Genomic DNA, 22387 nt, shown 5'->3' with positions numbered 1-22387 from the left:
GGGGCCTCTGTCGGCTTTGCAGCCCGGCTTGTCGCATCTGTCCAATCGGCATGGCTGCCATGCGTCTGACACTCACCTCAATAAGAGGGGGGCGCATGAACCAGACGCAACCACGCATCCGGGTGCGGGGGCTTACCAAAATCTTCGGCGACGAAGCCGGCCGGGCACTGCCGCTGCTGCGCGCCGGCCAGAGCCGCGCCGAGGTGCAGAAGGCCACCGGCGCGGTCATCGGCCTGCAGGATGTGAGCTTCGATGTCGCCGAGGGCGAAATCCTCGTTGTCATGGGCCTTTCCGGCTCCGGCAAGTCCACCTGCCTGCGCTGCATCAACCGGCTGATCGAGCCGACCGCCGGCTCGGTGCATATCGACAGCACCGACGTCACCGCGCTGGGCGAGCGCGAGCTGATGGAACTGCGCCGCACCCGCTTCGGCATGGTGTTCCAGCAATTCGCGCTGTTCCCGCATCGCACCATCCAGCGCAATGTCGAATACGGGCTGGAAGTGCAGGGCGTGCCGCCGGCCGCCCGGCGCGACAAGGCGCTCGCCGCCATCGAGACGGTGGGGCTGAAGGGTTGGGACCAGCATTTTCCCTCGCAGCTTTCCGGCGGCATGCAGCAGCGCGCCGGCCTCGCCCGCGCCCTGGCGCTCGACCCCGATGTGCTGCTGATGGACGAGGCGTTCAGCGCGCTCGATCCGCTGATCCGCCGCGACATGCAGCAGGAACTGGTCGCGCTGCAGAAGCGGCTGAAGAAGACCATCGTCTTCGTCAGCCACGACCTCGACGAGGCCATCGCGCTCGGCGGACGGATCGTGCTGATGAAGGACGGGCGCGTGGTGCAGCAGGGCACCGCCGCCGATTTCCTCGCCAACCCCGCCGACGACTATGTGCGCCGCTTCGTCGAACATATCGACGTGCTCGGCGTCGTCACCGCTGGCGACGCCATGCGCCGCCCGGCCGCGGTGCGCCCCTGGCAAAGCACGGCGGCCGAGGCGCTGGCGGTGCTGACCCAGTCCGGCGAACCTGTCGTCACCGTGGTGTGCGAGGAGGGCCGGTTCCAGGGCACGGTCGATGCCGACACCCTCAGCCGCGCCGGCACAACCCAGCTGCGCCTGCTGCTGAGCGACCGCGACGCCTTCGTGCCCCGCTCCGCCACGCTGAACGAGGCGGTGGCCCGCCTCGCCTCCGGGCGCGGTGAGATCGCGGTGACCGGGCCGGACGGCGAATTGTTCGGCGTCATCGCCAATGCCGACCTCGTCGCCGCGCTGGCGCGGCGCCGGGTCGAGACGGCGCACTGACGGGAGGGACGGATGGAGTTCGAGATACCCCGCATCCCGCTCGCCGAATGGTGCGATGTCGCGCTGGACTGGGCGACGGAGCATTTTTCCGGCGTCACCCGCGCGCTCAGCGCCGTGGTCGGCACCGCCATCGAATCAACTACCGATTTCCTCGTCGGCCTGCCGCCCTGGCTGGTCATCCTCGGCTGCGGGCTGCTGGTGTGGCGGCTGACCACCTGGCGCATCGCGCTGGGCACAGTGATCGGCTTCGCCTTCCTGTGGAACCTCGAACTTTGGCGGGCGACGCTGCAATCGCTGGTGCTGGTGCTGGTGTCGACCCTGTTCGCCCTCGCCATCGGCATTCCGATCGGCGTCGCGGCGGCGCTGAGCAAGCGGTTCTGGCGCATTGTCGGCCCGGCGCTCGACATGATGCAGACCATGCCGAGCTTCGTCTATCTGATCCCCGCCATACCCTTCTTCGGGCTGGGCGCGGTGTCGGCCTGCTTTGCCACCATCGTCTTCGCCATGCCGCCGACCATTCGCTTGACCGCGCTCGGCATCCTGCAGACGCCGCCGGAGCTGGTGGAGGCGGCGGACGCCTTCGGCTCCAGCCGCTGGCAGAAGCTGTTCAAGATCCAGCTGCCGCTCGCCATTCCGACCATCATGGCCGGCGTCAACCAGACCATCATGCTGGCGCTGTCGATGGTCGTCATCGCCGCGATGATCGGCGCCGGCGGGCTCGGCGGCGAGGTGTGGCGGGCGATCCAGCGGCTGGAGGCGGGCCAGGGCTTCCAGGCCGGCATCGCCATCGTCGTGCTCGCCGTCATCCTCGACCGCATCACCCAGCACATTGCCCGGCACATGCGGCGCGACCGCCAGCAGGGATGAACCTTCTCAAACCGGAAGCAGCGAACGACTTCCGGACCCAAACACCCTTTTTCAGAGTGGAGCCTAGCGACATGTCATTCCTCGGAAACGTCCTCAAGACCGCGGCCATCGCCGCCACCGCGCTCGGCCTCGCCGTCGGCGCGGCGCAGGCGGAAAAGAAAGACCTCACCCTCGCCTATGTCGAATGGTCCGACACCGTCGTCGCCACCAACATCGTCAAGACCGTGCTGGAAGACGCCGGCTACAAGGTGAAGCTCATCCCCCTCTCCGGCGCCGCCATGTGGCAGGCGGTGGCGAGCGGCGAAGCGGACGCGATGGTGGCCGGCTGGCTGCCGGCGACGCATGAGGCCTATTACGCCAAGCTCAAGGACAAGGTGGTCAATCTCGGGCCCAACGTCTCTGGCGCCAAGATCGGCTGGGCCGTGCCGACCTATGTCGACATCACCTCGATCGAGGACATCAACAAGGACCCCGCCAAGTTCGGCGGCAAGGTCATCGGCATCGACCCCGGCGCGGGGCTGATGAAGGCCTCGGAAAAAGCGGTCAAGGACTACGGGCTGAAGGTGAAGCTGGTCGAGGGCTCGGACGCCACCATGGTCGCCGCGCTCAAGGACGCCTATGCCAAGAAGGAGCCGATCATCGTCACCACCTGGACGCCGCACTGGATGTTCGCGGAGTGGGACCTGAAGTATCTCGCCGACCCCAAGAACGTGTTCGGCGGCGAGGAGACGGTCAACACCATCGTCTCCACCAAGCTGAAGACCGAGGCGCCGGAGGCCTACAAGATCCTCGACAATTTCAGCCTCACGCTCGACGACGAGCAGAAAGTGATGGTCGAGAACAACAAGCCTGGCGCCGATCCCGCCGCCACCGCCAAGGCCTGGGTCGCCGCCAACAAGGCCAAGGTCGACGCCTGGATGAAGTGACCCCGGCGCGAAGCCGCGTGAGCCATCATGAAGCACAGCGGGCGCGACGACGCGCCCGCTTTTAGGAACAAGGCGGGCGCCACGCTGCGCCCGCTTGGGAACAGCGCGGGCGCACGTGCGCCGGCCGCAACGAGATCGGCGCGCGAGCGCCGATACGAGTGCGCGGGCCCTCGCCCGCCCTCGTGAACGAGCCCGGCCGGGTCGTGCCGGTCGGGTTTGCCTCCCCTTGGGCGGCCGGCGCGTTCCGGCCGCCCTTTTTTATCAGGCAGGGATCAGGGGCACGGTTCCCAGAAGCCCTGGGTGCGCTGCGGGTTGGTGTAGAACCAGCAATAGTTCGGCTGCGGCGGCGGGCCGACGAGGTTCGCGGCGGCGACGCCGGTGAGGAAGCCGAGCGCGGCACCGGCCGCGACCGCGCCGCCCGGCGGCCAATAGGGACGCGGATTGACCACGACCACGCCGCCGCCGCGCGGAACCGGGCCGTAATAGCGGCCGGGCCCGTAATAATGACCGGGGCTCCGCCAGGCACCTCCCCACGCAACGCCGCACCCACGCGCACCGCAGCCAGCGGCGCGCCAGGCGCTGGCTTCCTGCACCGTGCCGAGCAGGCCGACGCTCGACAGCAGCGCCAGACCGGCGAGAACGCTCTTCTTCATCATGACATTTCGCTCCTCAGGGTCTCTCCGGCGCCGGCTCGCGCGCCGTGGATTCGAGGCGGTAATGGGACGCCTTTTCTGCCCCTGCGGCAATAAGTGAGTTCCGCAAGGTCGCGCGCCGCCAAGCAAAAAGCACCCATCACAGGCGTCATTAGAATACGAACAATTAGATATTACATTTCTTTTCAATAACTTAGAGTCATTCGTCGTTCTGTGTGTCGATTATTGGTGCTATCGCACGGGCGGGGCCAGGGGGCGCAAATGCCCCCGGCACCTTGCCCAGGAGAGTGCACATGAGACGCGCCGTATTTCCCGTGATGATCGCGGCCACGGTGAGTCTGCCGGCGATGGCCGAACCGCGGGGTCCGTCCCCCGCGTCGGTGGAAGCCACGCTCGGCAGCGTTGGAAACGAAGCCTTTGGCAGCTTCGACCTGTTCCTGCCCATGCTGGGCGACAGCGACAGGCTGCTGTTCCTCGACGCCCGCGCCAGCTTTGGCAGCGAACAGGAGATCGAGCAGGGCTCGCTCGGCCTCGGCTACCGCTTCCGTCACGACAATGGCTGGGTCTACGGCGTCAACGGCTATTTCGACTATCTCAACAGTACCTATGACAACGACTTCACCCAGATCGGCGTCGGCGTCGAGGCGCTGAGCCAGGATTGGGAACTGCGCGCCAATGGCTATCTCCCCGTGGGCGACATCGAGGCCGCGCTCGCCAGCGCCAATGCCGCGCTGATCGAAGCCGGGCGGCTGGTGTTCCGCGCCGGCGAGGAAACCGCAATGAAGGGCTTCAACGGCGAGATCGGCTACCGCCTGCCCTTCCTCTCCCCTGATGATCTCACCCAGATCAAGCTGTTTACCGGCGGCTACTGGTACACGGGCGAGGGCGTCGAGGACGTGCCGGGCGTGTCCGCCCGCATCGAGCTTTCCCGCGCCGGACTGCCGGCCTTCGGCAACGGGTCACGCCTCACCCTCATTGCCGGCCTGACTTATGACGAGCAATATGACACGCAGGGCATCTTCCTCGCCCGGCTGCGCGTGCCGCTCGGCGACACGTCAGGACAGGCGCCCTATGACCCGCTCTATCGCCGGGTCGAGCGTTCCGATGCCATCCGCACCCATGTCGGCGCCACCGGCGCGGCGGAAGCGGCGATCTATACGGAGACCGGCGCGGTCGCCGGCCGCGTGGTCGCCATCGGCGCCGGCGACGACGCCGGCAGCATCAATGCCCGGCTGGCCGAGGCGGGGAATGGTGCGCTGGCGCTGGCCTCCGGCGCGATCGATGTCGATTCGGCCGTCTCGCTCGGCACGGGCCAGTATCTGCTCGGCGGTGGCGGCGCGGTTTCCGTGCGCGGCGCGGTGAGCGGCGGCACGGCCTTGTTCCGCAACGCCCTGCCGGCGGCGCGGCTGACCGGCACCGACCCGCTCGACGATGTGGTCTCGCTCGACGGCGACCGCAGCGCGGTGGCCTCGCTGTCGATCCGTGGCGGCCGTTCCGGCGTGGTGGCGGAAGGCGTCTCCGGCATCGTGATGCGCGATTTGGACATAGCGGGCACCAGCCAGCACGGCATCGCGCTGGACACGGTCTCGGGCGCCACGATCAGCGTCACCCGTATCCATGACCTCGCCTTGTGCGAAAACAATACGGACTGCGAATGGTCGATCTTCGATCCGAACGTGGTGCACAATGCCGGCATCGCCGCGCTGGCGGTGGACGACCTCACCCTGCGCAATGTGGCGATGGAGAATGTCACCTACGGCCTGTTCGTCGGCAGCCGCTATGAGGAAATCGACTGGGAGAACGTGATCACCGGCCAGAGCGGCAATCTCACGGTCGAGAACCTCTCTATCGTCAACAGCCGCCGCGAGGGCATCCTGCTGGTCGGCGTCGATGGCGCCGCGCTGCGCTCCATCAGCATCGACAATTCCGCCATGGACCGCTCCATGGACCTGATCGTGCTGCAGAAGACCGCGCACGCCACGCTTGACGATCTCACCCTGCGTGGCGGCATCAACGCGCTGATGTTCGCCTCGTCGTTCAACCTGCCGGGCGTGACCACGGACATAGCGGTGTCCAATGCCTTCATCGAGGATACCTACCGCGCCGGCATCTTCCTCAACCCGTCGAGCGACATCAGCTTCACCAATGTCACCATGTCCAACCCCGGCAGCTATGGCGTCTATTTCTATGGGGACGCCTATGGCTTCGCCGGCGGGCCGGTGACCGGGGTGAGCTTCACTGATGTCGAGGTGATCGCCAGCGGCAGCTCCGCCGTCTATGTCTCCGGCCCGATCCAGGACATTTCCGGCAATATCGGCACGACCGACGTGGCCGCGCCCTGCTCGGCCGATGCCGGTTCCTGGTCCGGCACCAAGCTCACCCAGACCGGCGGTCAGGTCTTCGCCATTGGCGGAGCGACTGTGCCGGCCGGCACGCTCTCCGCTTCCTGCGGTCTCTGAGCCCTTAGACAACGCCGGGACGGCATTGCCGCCCCGGCCCCGTGATGCTACGCCCCCGGCACACAGCCGGAGCCCCCGCCATGACCACCCGTCCGCTGATCCTCTCCCCCTCCATCCTCGCCTGCGACTTCGCCCGCTTCGGCGAGGAAGTGCGCGCGGTCGACGCCGCCGGCGCGGACTGGATTCATATCGACGTGATGGACGGGCATTTCGTGCCCAATATCTCCTTCGGCCCTGACGTGGTGAAGGCGGTGCGCCCCTATTCCGCCAAGCCCTTCGACGTGCATCTGATGATCGCGCCGGCGGACCCGTATCTGGAAGCCTTCGCCAAGGCCGGGGCCGATCACATCACCGTCCATGCCGAAGCCGGGCCGCATCTGCACCGCTCGCTGCAGGCGATCCGCGCGCTCGGCAAGAAGGCCGGCGTCGCGCTCAACCCCGCCACCCCGGCCAACGCGGTGGAGCATGTGCTGGACCTGATCGACGTCATCATCGTGATGACGGTCAATCCCGGCTTTGGTGGCCAGGCCTTCATCCCCTCGGTCATGGACAAGGTGACGACGCTCTCGGCCATGGTGGGAGAGCGGCCCATCCATATCGAGATCGACGGCGGCGTGACCAGGGATACCGCCGCCGCCTGCATCAAGGCCGGCGCCAATGCGCTGGTCGCCGGCTCCGCCGTGTTCAAGGGCGGTGCGGCGGCTTATGCCGGCAACATCGACGCCATCCGCAGCGCCGCCCTGCGGGCGCGCGGCGAGCTGGTGTGAGCGCGCGGGCGCTGTCGGCAGCCTGAACAGGAGCGCCAAGGGCGTGCGATGTAACCGGTCTCAGGCAGCCCGCGCCTTTGGCGGTCTGTGCTGGGTGATCTGTTCCGGCGTCGGCTGCCACCAGGTGAGACCATGCCGGCGGGCGATCGCTGCGCCGTCGATGTCGCGCGGGTCGGCGCGGTTCCAGGGCTGGACGACGGCGTGGGTGGTCAGCCAACGCACCGTGGGATTGTCCTCTTTGATTTTCGCGATCAGATCCTCAAGCGCAGCGAGCTGTGCCGGCGGATAGGGCTCGGGATTGCTGCTGCGCTGAATATTGGCCAGCGAAACGCCGATGCTGGTCTCGTTACAGGCCCCCTGGCCGGAGGGTGTGGGCACCTGCGAGCCCACGTGAAAGGCGCGGTTCGCGGTCGGCACGCAGTGAAAGATGATCGGCGCCGTCCCGTTGGCATTCTCGCTCTTGGCGGAATCCCTGCCGTCGCGCGCGATGATGTAGTGATAGCTCAATCCGACGCTGCGCAGATGGTTGATGCTGGAGGATGCTGTCGAGCCTGCGGTAGCATGCAGAACGATAAGCGATGGCGGATGCTTGCGATTGCCATGGGCAAGCCACGGCGAGACCTGGATCAGCGGCATATCGGCCCCCCGGCCAAAGAATGGACGATACCACCATAAGATGCATTTTCGCTTGGCACAATCTCCTACGTTTGCAGGCACCGTTGCACCCGGCCCCGGTTGCCTGCTAATGCCGCGCCTGTCCCCCGGCCACGACGAAAGAGCCCGCCCGTGATCCCGCGCTATACCCGCCCCGAAATGGCTGCCATCTGGGAGCCGCAGACCCGTTTCCGCATCTGGTTCGAGATCGAGGCGCACGCCACCGACGCGCTGGCGGAGATCGGCGTGGTGCCGAAGGAAGCGGCGGCGAAGATCTGGGAAATGGCGAAGGACGCGACCTTCGATGTCGAACGCATCGACGAGATCGAGGCCGTGACCAAGCACGACGTGATCGCCTTCCTGACGCATCTCGCCGAGATCGTCGGACCGGAAGCCCGCTTCGTCCATCAGGGCATGACCTCCTCGGACGTGCTCGACACCTGCCTGTCGGTGCAGCTGGTGCGGGCCGCCGACATCCTGATCAAGGATGTCGACCGGCTGCTGGCGGCGCTGGAGGCCCGCGCCTTCGAGCACAAGCTGACCCCGACCATCGGCCGCTCGCACGGCATCCATGCCGAGCCGACCACCTTCGGCCTCAAACTCGCCCAGGCCCATGCCGAGTTCCAGCGCAACCGCGCCCGCCTCGTCGCCGCGCGCGAGGAAGTGGCGACCTGCGCCATCTCCGGCGCCGTCGGCACCTTCGCGCAGATCGACCCGCGGGTTGAGGAGCATGTCGCGGCGAAGATGGGGCTGACGGTGGAGCCGGTCTCCACCCAGGTGATCCCGCGCGACCGCCACGCCGCCTATTTCGCCGCGCTCGGCGTCGTCGCCTCCTCCATGGAGCGGGTGGCGATCGAAATACGCCATCTGCAGCGCACCGAGGTTCTGGAAGCGGAGGAGTTCTTCTCCGCCGGACAGAAGGGCTCCTCGGCGATGCCGCACAAGCGCAACCCGGTGCTCACCGAGAACATCACCGGCCTCGCCCGCCTCGTGCGCGGCATGGTCACGCCGGCGCTGGAGAATGTGGCGCTGTGGCACGAACGGGATATTTCCCACTCCTCGGTGGAGCGGATGATCGGCCCGGACGCCACGGTGACGCTCGATTTCGCGCTGAACCGGCTGGCCGGCGTCATCGAGAAGCTGGTGGTCTACCCCGAGAACATGCAGCGAAATCTCGACCGTCTCGGCGGGCTGGTGCATTCGCAGCGCGTGCTGCTGGCGCTGACCCAGAAGGGCGCCAGCCGCGAGGACGCCTATCGCCTCGTGCAGCGCAACGCCATGCCGGTCTGGCGCGGCGAGGGCGAGTTCCAGAAGCTGCTGAACGCTGACCCCGAGGTGCGTCAGTATTTGTCGGAAGAGGAAATCGCCGAGAAGTTCGACCTCGGTTACCACCTCAAGCATGTCGACACGATCTTCCAGCGCGTGTTCGGCCGCAGCTGATCCCTCACGTAAAAGAGGCCGGGTTTCCCCGGCCTCTTTCTTTCCGTCTCAGCTCTGACGCTTAGCGCCAGCCGCCCCGCCCACCAAAGCCGCGCGGGCCGCCACCGAAGCCGCCGCCGCGAACGATGACCGGACGCGGACCCATGCCGGGGCGCCCGCCCCAGCCGGGACGACCTCCCCAGCCCGGACGACCCGGACGCGGACCCACCCAGCCCGGACGACCGGGACGCGGTCCCCAACCGGGGCGCGGGCCGTTCCAGCCGGGACGCGGACCCCAACCCGGACGCGGCCCCCAGCCGGGGCGCGGGCCCCAACCCGGACGACCCCACCAGACCGGACGCGGGCGCCAGCCGGGGCCGTACCAGCCCCAGCCGGGACCGGGGCCATAATAACCGCCCCAGCCCGGCCCCCAGGCCGAGCCGGCCACGGCGCCGAGCGCGAAGGCGCCGACACCAAGAGCGACATCGTCGGCGACATAAGTGTTGGGATTGACCACCACCGTCTGATTGCCGCCAGCGAGATAGCTGGCGCTCACCCAGCCGCCCGCCGCCTGGCACCAATTGCCCTGGCAGCCGCCGACATTCACCCGCGTGCCGCCCGGCAGCGTGCCGATGACGCGGAAATTGGTGCCGGGACCGGCGCGCACATTGAGATCGCGCGTCACCACCGCCGCCGAGGCCGCGTTCAACGCCGCCCCTCCGACAAGCAGGCTGGCGGCCAGCGCCAGGGTCTTCATGATTTTTTGCATGTGAACCTCCCTGCGGGAGCGTCCGGCACAGATCTCCGGCGGACCCGCTCGCTATCCATCCTCGATAGCAATCGAATCCGGCGAAATTGGTTGCATTACCTAGCGGAGTAAACAAAGGCGAAGGCCGCCCGCCGGGATCGGCGGCGGGCGTAAAGACATGCCCCGCCGGCGAGACACCCGGACGGGCGCCGCCCGGCAGCAGGCGGAAGGGCTCAGCCTTCCTTCTTCAGCGTCTCGATCGCCTCGGCCAGCAGCTCTTCCATGGTGCGGCGGATGCGGTGCTCGGACACATCGACGCCCTTGGCGTCGAAATCGGCCTTCAGCTTGCGGTAGACATCCTCGTCACCCGCCTCTTCGAGGTCGGCGGCGATGACGGAACCGGCATAGGCATTTGCCTCATCGCCCGTCAGGCCGAGCTTCTCGGCGGCCCACAGGCCGAGCGCCTTGTTGCGGCGCGCCAGCGCCTTGAAGCGCAGATTCTGGTCGTGGGCGTACTTCGCCTCGAACGCGTCTTCGCGCTTGTCAAACGTGCTCATCTGGTCGCCCCGTGTCTCTGGAAAGCGCGGCTTGATTATCGCGACGCCGCCCCCAAATCAACGCCCGGCACCATCGCGACCATTACCTAGGGCAATGTGACGCTCGCCCCGAACCGGCGCGGTGGATAGCCCCGCAACAGACGCTGTCATGCGGCGCCGTGCATGCGGCGGCGTTTGTATCCGCCCCCCCGATGCGATAGTGTCGCGCTCGAGGGTGCCCGCGCCATGCGAGACGAATCGTCAGAGCGCGGAGAGTTCGCGCAGACGCGGCGCCCCCAGCCGTGAACCCGGAACCGGAGCCCCGGCATCCTAATGGACTTCCTCAACCGACGGTACCCACCCATGAGCCGCCGCCGCCGCATTTATGAAGGTAAGGCGAAGGTCCTTTATGAAGGTCCTGAGCCCGGCACCCTGATCCAGCACTTCAAGGACGACGCCACCGCCTTCAACGCCAAGAAGCACGACGTCATCGACGGCAAAGGCGTGCTGAACAACCGCATCTCGGAATATGTGTTCCTGAAACTCAACGAGATCGGGGTCCCCACGCATTTCATCAAGCGGCTGAACATGCGCGAGCAGCTCATCCGCGAGGTCGAGATCATCCCGCTTGAAGTCGTGGTGCGCAATGTCGCCGCCGGCTCGCTGTCGACCCGCCTCGGCATCGAGGAGGGCACGCAGCTGCCGCGCTCGATCATCGAGTTCTATTACAAGAACGACGCGCTCAACGACCCGCTGGTCTCGGAAGAGCACATCACCGCCTTCGGCTGGGCCACCACCCAGGAAATCGACGACATCATCGCCCTGGCGATCCGCGTCAACGACTTCCTGTCCGGTCTCTTCCTCGGCGTCGGTATCCGTCTTGTCGACTTCAAGATGGAATGCGGCCGCCTGTGGGAAGGCGACATGATGCGCATCGTCGTCGCCGACGAGATCAGCCCGGATTCGTGCCGGCTGTGGGACATCAAGTCGAACGACAAGCTCGATAAGGACCGCTTCCGTCGCGACATGGGCGGGCTGGTGGAGGCCTATTCGGAGGTCGCCCGCCGCCTCGGCATCATGACCGAGAATGAGCGCGCCCAGCCGGGCGGCCCTGTCCTGGTGAAATCCGAACCCGACGAATGAAACGTGCCGGATGCGGAATGTCCTGCCCTCGGGTCAGCCATTCCGCATTCGAGCATTGAGCCGTTCGCGGCCAGATGGTAGGCGGGGGCCTCAAAGCCCCCGTTTCTGTTTTCGGTGCTTCTGTCGCACGAACCTCCCCGAGAGTGATCCATGAAGGCGCGCGTCCTCGTCACCCTGAAATCCGCCGTGCTCGACCCGCAGGGCAAGGCCATCGAGGGCGCCCTGCGCTCGCTCGGCGTTCCCGGCGTCTCCAGCGTCCGCCAGGGCAAGGTCTTCGATATCGAGCTGGACACCAGCGATGCCGCCAAGGCCGAGGCGACGCTGAAGGACGCCTGCGAGAAGCTGCTCGCCAATACGGTGATCGAATCCTACCGCATCGAGCTGGTGGGCTGACGACGATGAAAGCCGCCGTCCTCGTTTTCCCCGGCTCCAATCGCGAGGGCGATGTCGCGCGCGCGCTCGAACTGGTCTCGGGCGTCAAGCCGGCCATGGTCTGGCATGCCGACACCGCCCTGCCCGCCGGCACGGACCTCGTCGTGCTGCCGGGCGGCTTCTCCTATGGCGACTATCTGCGCTGCGGCGCCATTGCCGCCCGCGCCGCCATCATGGACGCGGTGCGCGCCCATGCCGCCCGCGGCGGGCTGGTGCTCGGCATCTGCAACGGCTTCCAGATCCTGTGCGAGAGCGGGCTGCTGCCCGGCGTGCTGGTCCGCAACGCCCGGCTGCGCTTCATCTGCCGCGAGGCGCTGCTGAAGGTGGAGCGCAACGACACCCCCTTCACGCGCCGCTATGCGCGCGGCGCCATCGTGCGGTTCCCGGTCGCCCATGGCGAGGGCAACTACACCGCCGATGCCACCACGCTGAAGAAGCTGGAGGATGAGGGCCGGGTGCTGTTCCGCTATGTGATGCCCGACGGCCACCGCGACGACGCGCAGGTGCTGAACGGCGCCGCCAATTCCATCGCCGGCATCGTCTCCGAGAAGCTGAATGTGCTCGGCCTGATGCCGCACCCGGAAAACCATGTGGACCCGCAGGTCGGCCCGACCGACGGGCGCGCTTTGTTCGAGAGCCTCGTCGGGGTGCTGGAGAAGGCGTGACCCCGCCTCCCCCGCCCTGCCCGACCGCGTAACGGAATGACGGCCTTCACATGATCCCCTCCGAACCGAAAATCACTCCCGAACTCGTCGCCGAGCACGGCCTCAAGCCGGACGAGTATGAGCGCATCCTGAAGCTGATCGGCCGCGAGCCGACCTTCACCGAGCTCGGCATCTTCTCGGCGATGTGGAACGAGCACTGCTCGTACAAATCCTCGCGCCTGCACCTGCGCGGCCTGCCGACCAAGGCGCCGTGGGTGATCCAGGGCCCGGGCGAGAATGCCGGCGTCATCGACATCGGCGACGGCAAGGCCGCCGTGTTCAAGATGGAAAGCCACAACCACCCCTCCTATATCGAGCCTCACCAGGGCGCGGCGACCGGGGTCGGCGGCATTCTGCGTGACGTGTTCACCATGGGCGCCCGCCCGATCGCGGCACTGAACGCGCTGCGCTTCGGCGACCCCAAGCACCCGCGCACCCGGCATCTGCTCGCCGGCGTGGTGAGCGGCATCGGCTCCTATGGCAATTCCTTCGGCGTGCCGACGGTGGGCGGTCTGGTGGGCTTCCACACCCGCTATGACGGCAACAACCTCGTCAACGCCATGGCTGTCGGCCTCGCCGACGCCGACAAGATCTTCTACGCCAAGGCGACCGGCGTCGGCCTGCCCGTGGTCTATCTCGGCTCCAAGACCGGCCGCGACGGCATCCACGGCGCCACCATGGCCTCGGCCGAATTCGGCGAGGGCGCGGAAGAAAAGCGCCCCACCGTGCAGGTCGGCGACCCCTTCGCCGAAAAGCTGCTGCTCGAAGCCTGCCTTGAGATCATGGAGGCGGGCTGCGTCGTCGCCATTCAGGACATGGGCGCCGCCGGCCTCACCTGCTCGGCGGTGGAGATGGGCGCCAAGGGCGACCTCGGCATCGAGCTCGACCTCGACAAGCTGCCCTGCCGCGAGGCGGGCATGAGCGCCTATGAGATGATGCTGTCCGAGAGCCAGGAGCGCATGCTCATGGTCATCGCGCCGGGCAAGGAAGACGAGGCGGAAGCCATCTTCCGCAAATGGGGCCTCGACTTCGCCATCGTCGGCTACACCACCGACACGCTGCGCTTCGTCGTCAAGCACAAGGGCGAGATCAAGGCCGACCTGCCGATCAAGGAACTGGGCGACGAGGCCCCGCTCTATGATCGCCCCTGGGTGGAGACGCCCAAGCAGCAGCGCATCGACCCCGCCTCGCTCGACATCACCGCCACCATTCCCGGTGCGCTGGAGCGGCTGATCGGCTCGCCCGATTTCGCCTCCAAGCGCTGGATCTGGGAGCAGTACGACTATCTCATCCTCAACAACACCGCGCAGCGCCCGGGCGGCGACGCGGCGGTGGTGCGGGTGGAGAACGGGCCCAAGGCGCTGGCCATGAGCTGCGACGTGACCCCGCGCTATTGCGAGGCCGACCCGTTCGAGGGCGGCAAGCAGGCGGTGGCGGAAGCCTGGCGCAACATCACCGCCGTCGGCGCCAAACCGCTGGCGCTGACCGACAACCTCAATTTCGGCAATCCGGAAAAGCCGGAGATCATGGGCCAGCTGGTCGGCTGCCTTCGCGGCATCGGCGCGGCGGCGCTGGCGCTCGACTTCCCCGTCGTGTCCGGCAATGTCAGCCTCTACAACGAAACCAATGGCCGCGGCATCCTGCCGACCCCGACCATTGGCGGCGTCGGCCTGCTCGACGACATCGAGAAGATGGCGACGCTGGATTTCAAGGCCGGCGGCGAAACCATCCTCGTTCTCGGCGCCACCACCGGCTGGCTCGGCCAGTCCGCCTTCCTGTCGGAAATCCTCGACCGCGAGGACGGCGCCCCGCCGCCGGTCGATCTCGATCTGGAACGCCGCACCGGCGATCTGGTGCGCGCGCTGATCGCTGACGGGCTCGTCACCGCCGTGCACGACGTGTCCGATGGTGGCCTGCTGGTGGCGCTGGCGGAAATGGCGCTGGCCTCCGGCATCGGTGCCACCCTCGCCGCGCCGCCGCCTGACATGAACCCCTTCGCCTTCTGGTTCGGCGAGGATCAGGCCCGCTACATCGTCACCGTCGAGGGAAGCGCCAAGGCGCTGGTCGCGCGCCGGGCGGAGGTGGCCGGCATCCCGCTCGCCAAGCTCGGCACCACGGGCGGCGACCGATTGAATATTGCGGGCGAGCGCCCAATTGTAGTGGACGCGCTGCGCGAGCGGCACGAGGCCTGGCTGCCCATCTATATGGGCGCGGGCTTGATGTGAGGGAGCCTGTCTGATGGCGATGGAAGCGGCGGAAATCGAGCGCCTCATCAAGGAAGGGCTGCCGGACGCCTCGGTGGAGATCCGCGATCTCGCCGGCGACGGCAATCACTATGCCGCGACGGTGGTGGCCGAGAGCTTTCGCGGCAAGAGCCGGGTGCAGCAGCATCAGATGGTCTATGCGACGCTGAAGGGCCAGATGGGCGGCGTGTTGCACGCCCTCGCGCTTCAGACCAATGTACCCGACTGAAGGCGGCCGGCGCGCTGAGCCGCGCCGCCACGACACCATCTCGCGAGGCCCGCAAGGGCGAAAGGCAATGTGATGAGCATTCACGATTTCATCGACGGCCAGGTGAAGAGCAACGACGTCGTCGTCTTCATGAAGGGCACGCCGCAATTCCCGATGTGCGGCTTCTCCGGCCAGGTGGCGCAGGTCTTCGCCCTGCTCGGCGTCGACTATAAGGGCATCAACGTCCTCGACTCCGACGAGATCCGCAACGGCATCAAGGCGTACACCTCCTGGCCGACCATTCCGCAGGTCTTCGTCAAGGGCGAGTTCATCGGCGGCTGCGACATCGTCCGCGAGATGTACCAGTCCGGCGAGCTGCAGACGCTGCTGGAAGAGAAGGGCGTCCCGGTCATGGGCAAGGCGACGGCCTAAGACGGTTCGGGACGGAACGATCGCGTTTCTGAAAAGCCGCCCCACCGGGCGGCTTTTTTGCTGGCGCCGGCAGAGTGGGCGCCGCATCACAGCGCCGGATGACACCCGCATAAGCTGCATGTTTTTACTTGAGGTTGTGTCTCTTTGATGCGTTAATGGTACCTTGATGAGGGGGCAAGGCCATGCGCATCTATTTTGCGACGAATCGGCGCCACATCGAGGATCGCTCGCCGCCATTCGGGGACCGCTACAACGCGGAGGGTCCCGCGATATATCGGGTTGGCTTCGCCGAAGTGACGAAGGTGGCCGACCAGATCCATGCACCGGACGACGGCTTCGTCATCAACTCCGTCCATGTTGCGCCCGAAGCACCGGCCGCCACACGCGGCGGGGAGGAACTGCTGGGATCGCATGCGATCTTCGACGAGCTCACCCGCAAATCCCGGGCGCAAAAGCGCAACGTGATCGTCTATATCCACGGCTTCAATTCGAGCTTCCAAACCGCCATCCAGCGCGCGGCACAGCTGCACGATCTCTGGCTGGACGGCGACAAGGAGCCGCTCGTCTTCGCCTTCAGTTGGCCAGCCGATGGCGGCGATGGGCTCGGCTTCGGCCAGAATGGCGAGACCGCTCACAAATGGAAATATTTCAGCGATCGCGATGATGCCGAATCGTCAGGCAAGGCAATCGCTCGCAGCTTGCGTCGGCTGCTGGATTACCTGATGGAACTGCGCAAGCAGGACATCGCCACCCAGGCGGAGCCGTGCGAGCAATGCCTGCACCTTGTGGCACACAGCATGGGGAACTGGGCGTTGCGCCATGCCTTGCTCTCGCTGCGCACGCTGATCAGCGGTGCGCGGCTGCCCAAGATTTTCACCAACGCCTTCCTGATGGCTGCCGACGAGGACGCCGATGCGTTGGAGCACAAGCACAAGCTCGGGCTGCTGCCGCAACTCGCCGACGCGGTGCACGTCTATCACAGCAAGCGTGACCTGGCGCTGCTGATCAGCGACACCACCAAGCTCAACCCGGACCGGCTCGGCAGTTGGGGGCCGCGCATCGTCGACGGGCTCGACAGCAATATCTACGGCATCGATTGCGCCGCCGTCAGCGAAACCGCCGAATGGAAGCATGGTCGCCACCAGTACTACCGGCTGCGCCCGGAGGTCATAGCCGATGTCCGGCAGGTCATCGCCGGCCGGGCGCCGGACGAGATTGCAGGGCGCAAGCCCATACGGCCGGGGCGGCTGTACCGCATCGAACCCGCCACCTGACCCAACAAAAAAGCCGCCCCACCGGGCGGCTTTTCCGTGTCTCGCGATCCGGGGAAGGATCAGCGCGAATAATATTCGACCACGAGGTTCGGCTCCATCACGACCGGATAGGGCACCTCGTTGAGCTCCGGGATGCGGACGAACTTGGCCGTCATCTTGGAGTGATCGACTTCGAGATAGTCCGGGGTGTCGCGCTCGCCGGAGGCGACGGCTTCCAGCACCAGCACGAGCTGCTTGGAGGCTTCCTTCACCTCGATCACGTCGCCGACCTTCACCTGGTAGGACGGGACGTTGACGCGGCGGCCATTGACCTTGATGTGGCCGTGGCTGACGAACTGGCGGGCGGCGAACACGGTCGGGACGAACTTGGCGCGGTAGATCACCGCGTCGAGACGGCGCTCGAGCAGGCCGATCAGGTTGGCGCCGGTGTCGCCCTTGAGGCGCGAGGCCTCGACATAGACCGAATAGAACTGCTTCTCGCCGATCGAGCCGTAATAGCCCTTCAGCTTCTGCTTGGCGCGCAGCTGCACGCCGAAGTCGGACAGCTTGCCCTTGCGGCGCTGGCCATGCTGGCCGGGGCCATATTCACGCTTGTTGATGGGGCTCTTCGGGCGGCCCCAGATGTTTTCGCCCATACGGCGGTCAAGCTTGTGCTTGGCCGAAACGCGCTTGCTCATGCGCAGGTCCTCTCGCATATCGTTGCGGTTTGGATCGCGCCCCCTCCTCTACCCCCGTTTCGGGAGCCGACAGGATCTTTCCGAACGCGCCGGAAAGGCCCACGGGTGCGTGAAACACCACGCGGGGCCGTTTCCAGCCCCGCGCTTGGCCGGGTGCATAGGCACAAAAGGGCGGAAGGTCAAGTTCCTGTCGTCCTTCCGTCATCCGGACGGCGCGAAAGAGACCGGAGCACGCGATGAACGCGCTTACCGTCCCCCGCGTAGCGCCGCCAGCACCTCAAGGCTGGCGTAGCCATCGGGCTCCACGCCCATCTTGCGCTGGAAATCGGCCACCGCGCGCATGGTCATGTTGCCGACGCGGCCATCGGCGCCGCCGGTGTCGAATCCCGCCCGCGTCAGCCGCCGCTGCACTTCCTGGATTTCCGCCAGGGTCAGCGCCCGCTCGCCGCCGGGGAAGGGTGTGATGAAGGGATCGCCGCCCAGCACCCGGTCGCCGAGATGGCAGACGGCGAGCGCGTAGTTCATCGAAGGGTTGTAGCTGCGCACGGCATAGAAATTCTGCGTCAGCAGGAAGCACGGCCCTTCCGGCCCCACCGGCGCCCACAGCCGCGCCCTTGCCTTGGGTAGGTCGAAGCGCCCGCCGCCGGCCGGGGTGACGCCGAGCTTGGCCCACTCCTCCACCGTGCGCCAGGCCTTGGCATCGGCGTATTTTTCCGGCACGCCGTCCATGCGCACCTCGAAACCCCAGGGCAGGCCGCGCTGATATTTGCCGCGCTTGATGAGGTAGAGCGAGGAGCCCGCCAGCGCGTCCGCGACGCGGTAGGGTGAGGGCGCGCCGTCGCCGTCATAGTCGACGCCGAGATTGAGCCAGACTTCCGGCATCCACTGGGTGTGCCCCATCGCCCCGGCCCAGGAACCGAGCATGTCGTCCGGGCTCGCCCAGCCGCGCTGGACGATGGCGAGGCCGTTGATCAGTTCGGTCTCCCAATAGCTGCGCCGGCGCGGCTCGCCCCAGGCCAGCGCGGCGAGCGCGGGAAACACCGGCTTCATATGGTCGGGATCGGTGACGAGTTCGCCGAAGGCGCTCTCCATACCCCACAGGCCGAGCAGCACATCCGGCTCGACGCCGAAATCCTTTTGCAGGCGCTTCATCAGCGCGGCGTTTTCCTTGGCCGCCGCCCGGCCGGTCATCAGCCGCCAGTCGGAAATGCGCCGGTTGAGATATTGCCAGAGCTGCTCGCGGAATTCCGGCTGGCCGCTGTCCTTGGCATAGACGGAAAGGTCGGGCCGCAGCCCGCCCATCACCCGCTCATAGACCGAATCGGAAATGCCCTTGGCGCGGGCGCGGGACTGGAAGGTCACCACCCACGCCTCGAACCGCTCCTTCGCCACCTGCGCCTGCGCGCCGCCCGCGAGGGCGAACGCCCCGAAGCTGGCGCCGGCGCCGAGAAGGAAAGCCCGCCGGCTGGCGGCCAGTGCCCGCGCCGGGGCGGTGGAAGGGTCGCGCGTCACGTCAATGCTCCTGCCGTTGCGGCATGTTGGGCAGGGATCGCGGCGCCGGCAAGGCATCCTGTTCAGGGAACTCCTGCACTCCGCACCCCGCACAACGGGATACCGCGCAGTGGATCACGCGAGCGCGGGCGCGTCCATGGCGAGGATTTCGCCGGCCCGCGCGCGACGCCCGACGATGCGCTCCACCATTCCGGCGTCGAGCCGTTCTCCCGTGGAGAACAGCCGCAGCGGCGCCGGGCTGGCGGCGAAGGCGACGGGGCCGATCAGCGAGGACAGGCGCCGGGCGATCGCCGGGGCGGGGTCGATCCAGCGCACCGGCCAGGGCGCCACCTTCTCCAGCCGGTCGCGCAGCAGTGGATAATGGGTGCAGGCCAGCACCACCGTGTCCGTACGCGCACGCCCCTCGCGCACGAAGGCCGAGGCGATCTCGGCAGCGAGTTCCTCGTCGCTCACGCCTTCGCCGCGCATCGCCGCCTCGGCCAGCGGCGCCAGCCGGGTGGAGCCGACGAGAGTGACATGGCAATCGCCGGCGAAATCGTGGATCAGCTTCTGCGTGTAGTCGCGCCGTACCGTGCCGGGCGTCGCCAGGACGCTCACCTGACGCGTCAGCGAGCTTTCGCAGGCCGGTTTGATCGCCGGCACGGTGCCGACGAACGGCAGGGCGAAGCGTTCCCGCAGCGGCGCCAGCACCAGGGTGGAGGCCGTGTTACAGGCGATGACCACCGCATCGGGCGCGTGGCGGGCGATGAGATGCTCCATCACCGCCATCACGCGGGCGACCAGCGCCGTCTCGCTCAGCGCGCCATAGGGAAAGGCGGCATCGTCGGCGGCATAGACGAAGCGCGCATCCGGCCGGGCGCGGGCGAGTTCGCGAAACACGGAGAGGCCGCCGAGCCCGGAATCGAACACCAGTATGGTCGGCGCGCGCAGAGCGGTGGCAGGCGGCAGAGACGACACGGCGACAGCCCCGGTGGACGAAGCAGGTGGCGAGACGCCGCGTAGGCCGGCAACGGTTACGGGAGAAGCCTCGATACGCATCTGATGTCCTCCATCCCGGGCATCATTGTGGCGCATCTTGGTGAATGTTTCGTTGCCGTCCGCTCACCCCTCGCCCGCGCCCTCCTCCGGCGCGCCGGTCCGCCCCTCCAGCCGCGCGGCGGTGCGCGCCTCGCGCACCCGCCTTCCCTCTACCAGCGCCGCCACCATGCCGTGCAGCGTGGCAATGTCCTGCCGCGTCAGCCCGACGCGATGGAAGATGTTGCGGATGTTGCGGATCGTCACCGGCTTCTTCTCGGGCGAGCGGAAGAACAGCGCCTCGTCCAGCTCGCGCTCCACATGGTCGAAGAAGGCGAGGAGGTCGGCCTTGTCGGCGATGGGGTAGCGGTCCGGCTGCTGGAAGGGCAGAGCCCCGCCCGAGGCCAGCTTGAACCATTCATAGGCCACCACCGCCACCGCCATGCCGAGATTCAGCGAGGCGAAGGCGGGATTGACCGGCAAAGTGAGAATGACATCGGCAAGCGAGACTTCTTCCGTATAGAGTCCCGTGCGCTCGCGCCCGAACACCAGCCCCACCTGCTCGCCGCCGGCGATGCGGGAGGCGGTTTCCACCGCGACGGCATCGGCACCAAGCACCGCCTTCTGCATGCCGCGCTCGCGCGCCGTGGCGGCGGCGACGAAATTGAGATCCGCGAGCGCCGCGCGCAGGTCCGGGAAAATCTCGGTATTGTCGAGGATGCGGTCGGCGCCCGAGGCGAAGGTGACGGCCTTGGGGTTAGGCCAGCCCTCGCGCGGATTGACGATGCGCAGCCGCGTCAGGCCGAAATTGCCCATGGCACGCACGGCGGAGCCGATATTCTCGCCAAGCTGCGGCTCGACCAGAATCACCACCGGCCCGTTTTCCGGCCAGGGCTTGGTGCTATCGGTGCCGGCGCCGGACATCGTGTCTCCCCGCTGCTTCGCCTCTTGAAAGCTGCGCTCCTATAGCGGCGCCCGGCCCGCTTGCGAAGCGGCAAGCGGCTTCCACCGTGTATCTGTCGCACGGCATACCAGATGCCAGCCGCCTCGGCGCATAAACGGCCGCCGGCACGGCAGATTTGCCGAAATTGGCCCGGTCCCTGCTTTCCCTTGGAGGCACGGCGGGGTATCACCCGCCCATCCGGCGTCTGCCCGCGCGGACACGCGCCGCGACCCCTCCGACAACGATTTCCGTGCGAGGTGCTATTTCATGGCGAAGATCAAGGTGGCGAATCCGGTCGTCGAGCTCGACGGCGACGAGATGACCCGGATCATCTGGCAGTACATCAAGGACAAGCTCATCCATCCTTATCTGGATGTGCCGCTCGAATATTACGATCTCGGCCTGCCCAATCGCGACGCGACGGGCGATCAGGTCACCATCGACGCCGCCGAGGCCATCAAGCGCGTGGGCGTGGGCGTGAAATGCGCCACCATCACCCCCGACGCCGGCCGCATGACCGAGTACAATCTCGCCAAGATGTGGCGCTCGCCCAACGGCACCATCCGCAACATCCTCGGCGGCGTGATCTTCCGCGAGCCGATCATCTGCAAGAACGTACCGCGCCTCGTACCGGGCTGGACCCAGCCGATCATCGTCGGCCGCCATGCCTTCGGCGACCAGTACCGCGCCACCGACTTCCTCGTTCCCGGCAAGGGCACGCTGAGCATCAAGTTCGTCGGCGACGACGGGCAGGTGATCGAGCACGAGGTCTACAAGTACCCGGGCGCCGGCGTCGCGCTGTCGATGTACAATATCGACGAGTCCATCGCCGAGTTCGCCCGCGCCTCGCTCAATTACGGCCTGATGCGCAAGTACCCGGTGTACCTGTCCACCAAGGACACCATCCTCAAGCAGTATGACGGCCGCTTCCGCCAGATATTCCAGGAGATCTACGACGCCGAGTTCAAGGCCGAGTTCGAGAAGCACAAGATCTGGTACGAGCACCGCCTGATCGACGACATGGTGGCCTCGGCGCTGAAATGGTCCGGCGGCTATGTCTGGGCGTGCAAGAACTATGATGGCGACGTGCAGTCCGACATCGTGGCGCAGGGCTTCGGCTCGCTCGGCCTGATGACCTCGGTGCTGATGACGCCGGATGGCAAGACGGTGGAAGCGGAAGCCGCCCACGGCACGGTGACGCGCCACTATCGCGAGCACCAGAAGGGCAAGGAGACCTCGACCAACTCCATCGCCTCGATCTTCGCCTGGACGCGCGGGCTCGCCCATCGCGCCAAGCTCGACGACAATGCCGAACTCGCCACCTTCTGCACCACGCTGGAGAAGGTCTGCGTCGACACGGTCGAGAGCGGCTACATGACCAAGGACCTCGCTTTGCTGGTCGGCGCCGACCAGAAGTGGCTCTCCACCACCGGCTTTCTCGATAAGATCTCCGAGAATCTCGGAAAGGCGCTCGCCTGAGT

The 22387-nt window shown here is 66.9% G+C and carries 22 protein-coding genes; 14 read left to right on the top strand and 8 right to left on the bottom strand.

Features of this window, described 5'->3' with window-relative positions:
* Positions 1 to 95: 95 nt before the first annotated feature.
* From K9D25_RS13995 to K9D25_RS13985, 3 genes are all read left to right on the top strand, one after another.
* Positions 96 to 1295 carry a quaternary amine ABC transporter ATP-binding protein gene (locus K9D25_RS13995; RefSeq protein WP_244376115.1) on the top strand — a complete coding sequence of 400 codons (1200 nt, stop codon included), beginning with the start codon at positions 96 to 98 and terminating at the stop codon, positions 1293 to 1295.
* A 12-nt stretch (positions 1296 to 1307) separates the two neighbouring features.
* Positions 1308 to 2162, top strand: a complete 855-nt coding sequence (locus K9D25_RS13990) for an ABC transporter permease (RefSeq protein WP_244376113.1) — start codon at positions 1308 to 1310, stop codon at positions 2160 to 2162.
* Between the two features lie 71 nt (positions 2163 to 2233).
* Positions 2234 to 3088: a glycine betaine ABC transporter substrate-binding protein gene (locus tag K9D25_RS13985; RefSeq protein WP_244376111.1), complete on the top strand. Its 855-nt coding sequence runs from the start codon at positions 2234 to 2236 to the stop codon at positions 3086 to 3088.
* Between the two features lie 272 nt (positions 3089 to 3360).
* On the opposite strand, the gene K9D25_RS13980 is transcribed toward K9D25_RS13985, so the two are convergent.
* Entirely contained in the window at positions 3361 to 3744 is a 384-nt protein-coding gene (locus K9D25_RS13980) for a hypothetical protein (RefSeq protein ID WP_244376109.1), read from the bottom strand.
* A 290-nt stretch (positions 3745 to 4034) separates the two neighbouring features.
* Between K9D25_RS13980 and K9D25_RS13975 the strand changes: the two genes are divergently transcribed.
* Positions 4035 to 6200: an inverse autotransporter beta domain-containing protein gene (locus K9D25_RS13975; RefSeq protein WP_244376107.1), complete on the top strand. Its 2166-nt coding sequence runs from the start codon at positions 4035 to 4037 to the stop codon at positions 6198 to 6200.
* An 80-nt stretch (positions 6201 to 6280) separates the two neighbouring features.
* Positions 6281 to 6967: a ribulose-phosphate 3-epimerase gene (rpe, locus tag K9D25_RS13970; RefSeq protein ID WP_244376105.1), complete on the top strand. Its 687-nt coding sequence runs from the start codon at positions 6281 to 6283 to the stop codon at positions 6965 to 6967.
* Between the two features lie 60 nt (positions 6968 to 7027).
* Here rpe and K9D25_RS13965 read toward each other — a convergent pair whose 3' ends face one another.
* Entirely contained in the window at positions 7028 to 7603 is a 576-nt protein-coding gene (locus K9D25_RS13965; protein ID WP_244376103.1) for an N-acetylmuramoyl-L-alanine amidase, read from the bottom strand.
* A gap of 150 nt (positions 7604 to 7753) precedes the next feature.
* Between K9D25_RS13965 and purB the strand changes: the two genes are divergently transcribed.
* On the top strand, positions 7754 to 9061 hold the full coding sequence (gene purB, locus K9D25_RS13960) for an adenylosuccinate lyase (protein ID WP_244376101.1): 1308 nt from the start codon (positions 7754 to 7756) through the stop codon (positions 9059 to 9061).
* A gap of 61 nt (positions 9062 to 9122) precedes the next feature.
* On the opposite strand, the gene K9D25_RS13955 is transcribed toward purB, so the two are convergent.
* Both K9D25_RS13955 and K9D25_RS13950 read right to left on the bottom strand, forming a co-directional pair.
* The gene (locus tag K9D25_RS13955) at positions 9123 to 9809 is read right to left on the bottom strand and encodes an SH3 domain-containing protein (protein ID WP_244376099.1); all 687 of its coding nucleotides are present in this window, start codon (positions 9807 to 9809) and stop codon (positions 9123 to 9125) included.
* Between the two features lie 212 nt (positions 9810 to 10021).
* Complete coding sequence (locus K9D25_RS13950; RefSeq protein WP_244376097.1) at positions 10022 to 10345, bottom strand: DUF1476 domain-containing protein; 324 nt, start codon at positions 10343 to 10345, stop codon at positions 10022 to 10024.
* 312 nt (positions 10346 to 10657) lie between these two features.
* On the opposite strand from K9D25_RS13950, the gene purC reads away from it, so the two are divergent.
* The 7 genes from purC to K9D25_RS13915 all read left to right on the top strand — a co-directional run bounded on the left by purC (position 10658) and on the right by K9D25_RS13915 (position 16760).
* A complete protein-coding gene (gene purC, locus K9D25_RS13945) occupies positions 10658 to 11467 on the top strand; it encodes a phosphoribosylaminoimidazolesuccinocarboxamide synthase (RefSeq protein ID WP_244376095.1) in 810 nt (269 codons plus the stop codon).
* 150 nt (positions 11468 to 11617) lie between these two features.
* The gene (gene purS / locus K9D25_RS13940) at positions 11618 to 11860 is read left to right on the top strand and encodes a phosphoribosylformylglycinamidine synthase subunit PurS (RefSeq protein ID WP_244376093.1); all 243 of its coding nucleotides are present in this window, start codon (positions 11618 to 11620) and stop codon (positions 11858 to 11860) included.
* A gap of 5 nt (positions 11861 to 11865) precedes the next feature.
* Positions 11866 to 12564 (top strand): phosphoribosylformylglycinamidine synthase subunit PurQ, encoded by a 699-nt coding sequence (gene purQ, locus K9D25_RS13935; RefSeq protein ID WP_244376091.1) that lies wholly within the window; start codon positions 11866 to 11868, stop codon positions 12562 to 12564.
* Positions 12565 to 12614: 50 nt separating this feature from the next.
* Entirely contained in the window at positions 12615 to 14828 is a 2214-nt protein-coding gene (gene purL, locus K9D25_RS13930) for a phosphoribosylformylglycinamidine synthase subunit PurL (protein WP_244376089.1), read from the top strand.
* Between the two features lie 13 nt (positions 14829 to 14841).
* On the top strand, positions 14842 to 15075 hold the full coding sequence (locus K9D25_RS13925) for a BolA family protein (protein ID WP_244376087.1): 234 nt from the start codon (positions 14842 to 14844) through the stop codon (positions 15073 to 15075).
* A gap of 72 nt (positions 15076 to 15147) precedes the next feature.
* The gene (gene grxD / locus K9D25_RS13920; RefSeq protein ID WP_244376085.1) at positions 15148 to 15486 is read left to right on the top strand and encodes a Grx4 family monothiol glutaredoxin; all 339 of its coding nucleotides are present in this window, start codon (positions 15148 to 15150) and stop codon (positions 15484 to 15486) included.
* Positions 15487 to 15668: 182 nt separating this feature from the next.
* A complete protein-coding gene (locus tag K9D25_RS13915) occupies positions 15669 to 16760 on the top strand; it encodes an alpha/beta hydrolase (protein ID WP_244376083.1) in 1092 nt (363 codons plus the stop codon).
* Between the two features lie 59 nt (positions 16761 to 16819).
* Here K9D25_RS13915 and rpsD read toward each other — a convergent pair whose 3' ends face one another.
* The 4 genes from rpsD to K9D25_RS13895 all read right to left on the bottom strand — a co-directional run bounded on the left by rpsD (position 16820) and on the right by K9D25_RS13895 (position 20887).
* Positions 16820 to 17437, bottom strand: a complete 618-nt coding sequence (gene rpsD, locus K9D25_RS13910) for a 30S ribosomal protein S4 (RefSeq protein ID WP_244376081.1) — start codon at positions 17435 to 17437, stop codon at positions 16820 to 16822.
* 246 nt (positions 17438 to 17683) lie between these two features.
* A complete protein-coding gene (locus K9D25_RS13905) occupies positions 17684 to 18949 on the bottom strand; it encodes a lytic murein transglycosylase (RefSeq protein WP_244376079.1) in 1266 nt (421 codons plus the stop codon).
* Between the two features lie 114 nt (positions 18950 to 19063).
* Complete coding sequence (murI, locus tag K9D25_RS13900; protein WP_244450875.1) at positions 19064 to 19906, bottom strand: glutamate racemase; 843 nt, start codon at positions 19904 to 19906, stop codon at positions 19064 to 19066.
* 144 nt (positions 19907 to 20050) lie between these two features.
* A complete protein-coding gene (locus tag K9D25_RS13895; protein WP_244376077.1) occupies positions 20051 to 20887 on the bottom strand; it encodes an RNA methyltransferase in 837 nt (278 codons plus the stop codon).
* 286 nt (positions 20888 to 21173) lie between these two features.
* Between K9D25_RS13895 and K9D25_RS13890 the strand changes: the two genes are divergently transcribed.
* Positions 21174 to 22385: an NADP-dependent isocitrate dehydrogenase gene (locus K9D25_RS13890; protein ID WP_244376075.1), complete on the top strand. Its 1212-nt coding sequence runs from the start codon at positions 21174 to 21176 to the stop codon at positions 22383 to 22385.
* Positions 22386 to 22387 lie beyond the last annotated feature (2 nt).

The organism is Ancylobacter polymorphus (assembly GCF_022836935.1).
In the GTDB taxonomy this organism is placed as follows: domain Bacteria; phylum Pseudomonadota; class Alphaproteobacteria; order Rhizobiales; family Xanthobacteraceae; genus Ancylobacter; species Ancylobacter polymorphus_A.
Note: the sequence above shows the minus strand (reverse complement) of the source record. Positions and strands in the feature narration are given on the sequence as shown.

Bases quoted from the DNA above. Each gene is read 5' to 3' on its own strand.
- K9D25_RS13975 (WP_244376107.1), top strand. From the start codon at position 4,035: ATGAGACGCGCCGTATTTCCCGTGATGATCGCGGCCACGGTGAGTCTG.
- grxD (WP_244376085.1), top strand. From the start codon at position 15,148: ATGAGCATTCACGATTTCATCGACGGCCAGGTGAAGAGCAACGACGTC.
- K9D25_RS13995 (WP_244376115.1), top strand. From the start codon at position 96: ATGAACCAGACGCAACCACGCATCCGGGTGCGGGGGCTTACCAAAATC.
- K9D25_RS13925 (WP_244376087.1), top strand. From the start codon at position 14,842: ATGGCGATGGAAGCGGCGGAAATCGAGCGCCTCATCAAGGAAGGGCTG.
- rpe (WP_244376105.1), top strand. From the start codon at position 6,281: ATGACCACCCGTCCGCTGATCCTCTCCCCCTCCATCCTCGCCTGCGAC.
- K9D25_RS13985 (WP_244376111.1), top strand. From the start codon at position 2,234: ATGTCATTCCTCGGAAACGTCCTCAAGACCGCGGCCATCGCCGCCACC.
- K9D25_RS13915 (WP_244376083.1), top strand. From the start codon at position 15,669: ATGCGCATCTATTTTGCGACGAATCGGCGCCACATCGAGGATCGCTCG.
- K9D25_RS13965 (WP_244376103.1), bottom strand. From the start codon at position 7,603: ATGCCGCTGATCCAGGTCTCGCCGTGGCTTGCCCATGGCAATCGCAAG.
- purL (WP_244376089.1), top strand. From the start codon at position 12,615: ATGATCCCCTCCGAACCGAAAATCACTCCCGAACTCGTCGCCGAGCAC.
- K9D25_RS13980 (WP_244376109.1), bottom strand. From the start codon at position 3,744: ATGATGAAGAAGAGCGTTCTCGCCGGTCTGGCGCTGCTGTCGAGCGTC.
- K9D25_RS13890 (WP_244376075.1), top strand. From the start codon at position 21,174: ATGGCGAAGATCAAGGTGGCGAATCCGGTCGTCGAGCTCGACGGCGAC.
- K9D25_RS13990 (WP_244376113.1), top strand. From the start codon at position 1,308: ATGGAGTTCGAGATACCCCGCATCCCGCTCGCCGAATGGTGCGATGTC.
- K9D25_RS13950 (WP_244376097.1), bottom strand. From the start codon at position 10,345: ATGAGCACGTTTGACAAGCGCGAAGACGCGTTCGAGGCGAAGTACGCC.
- purC (WP_244376095.1), top strand. From the start codon at position 10,658: ATGGACTTCCTCAACCGACGGTACCCACCCATGAGCCGCCGCCGCCGC.
- K9D25_RS13895 (WP_244376077.1), bottom strand. From the start codon at position 20,887: ATGTCCGGCGCCGGCACCGATAGCACCAAGCCCTGGCCGGAAAACGGG.
- purS (WP_244376093.1), top strand. From the start codon at position 11,618: ATGAAGGCGCGCGTCCTCGTCACCCTGAAATCCGCCGTGCTCGACCCG.
- rpsD (WP_244376081.1), bottom strand. From the start codon at position 17,437: ATGAGCAAGCGCGTTTCGGCCAAGCACAAGCTTGACCGCCGTATGGGC.
- K9D25_RS13955 (WP_244376099.1), bottom strand. From the start codon at position 9,809: ATGCAAAAAATCATGAAGACCCTGGCGCTGGCCGCCAGCCTGCTTGTC.
- purQ (WP_244376091.1), top strand. From the start codon at position 11,866: ATGAAAGCCGCCGTCCTCGTTTTCCCCGGCTCCAATCGCGAGGGCGAT.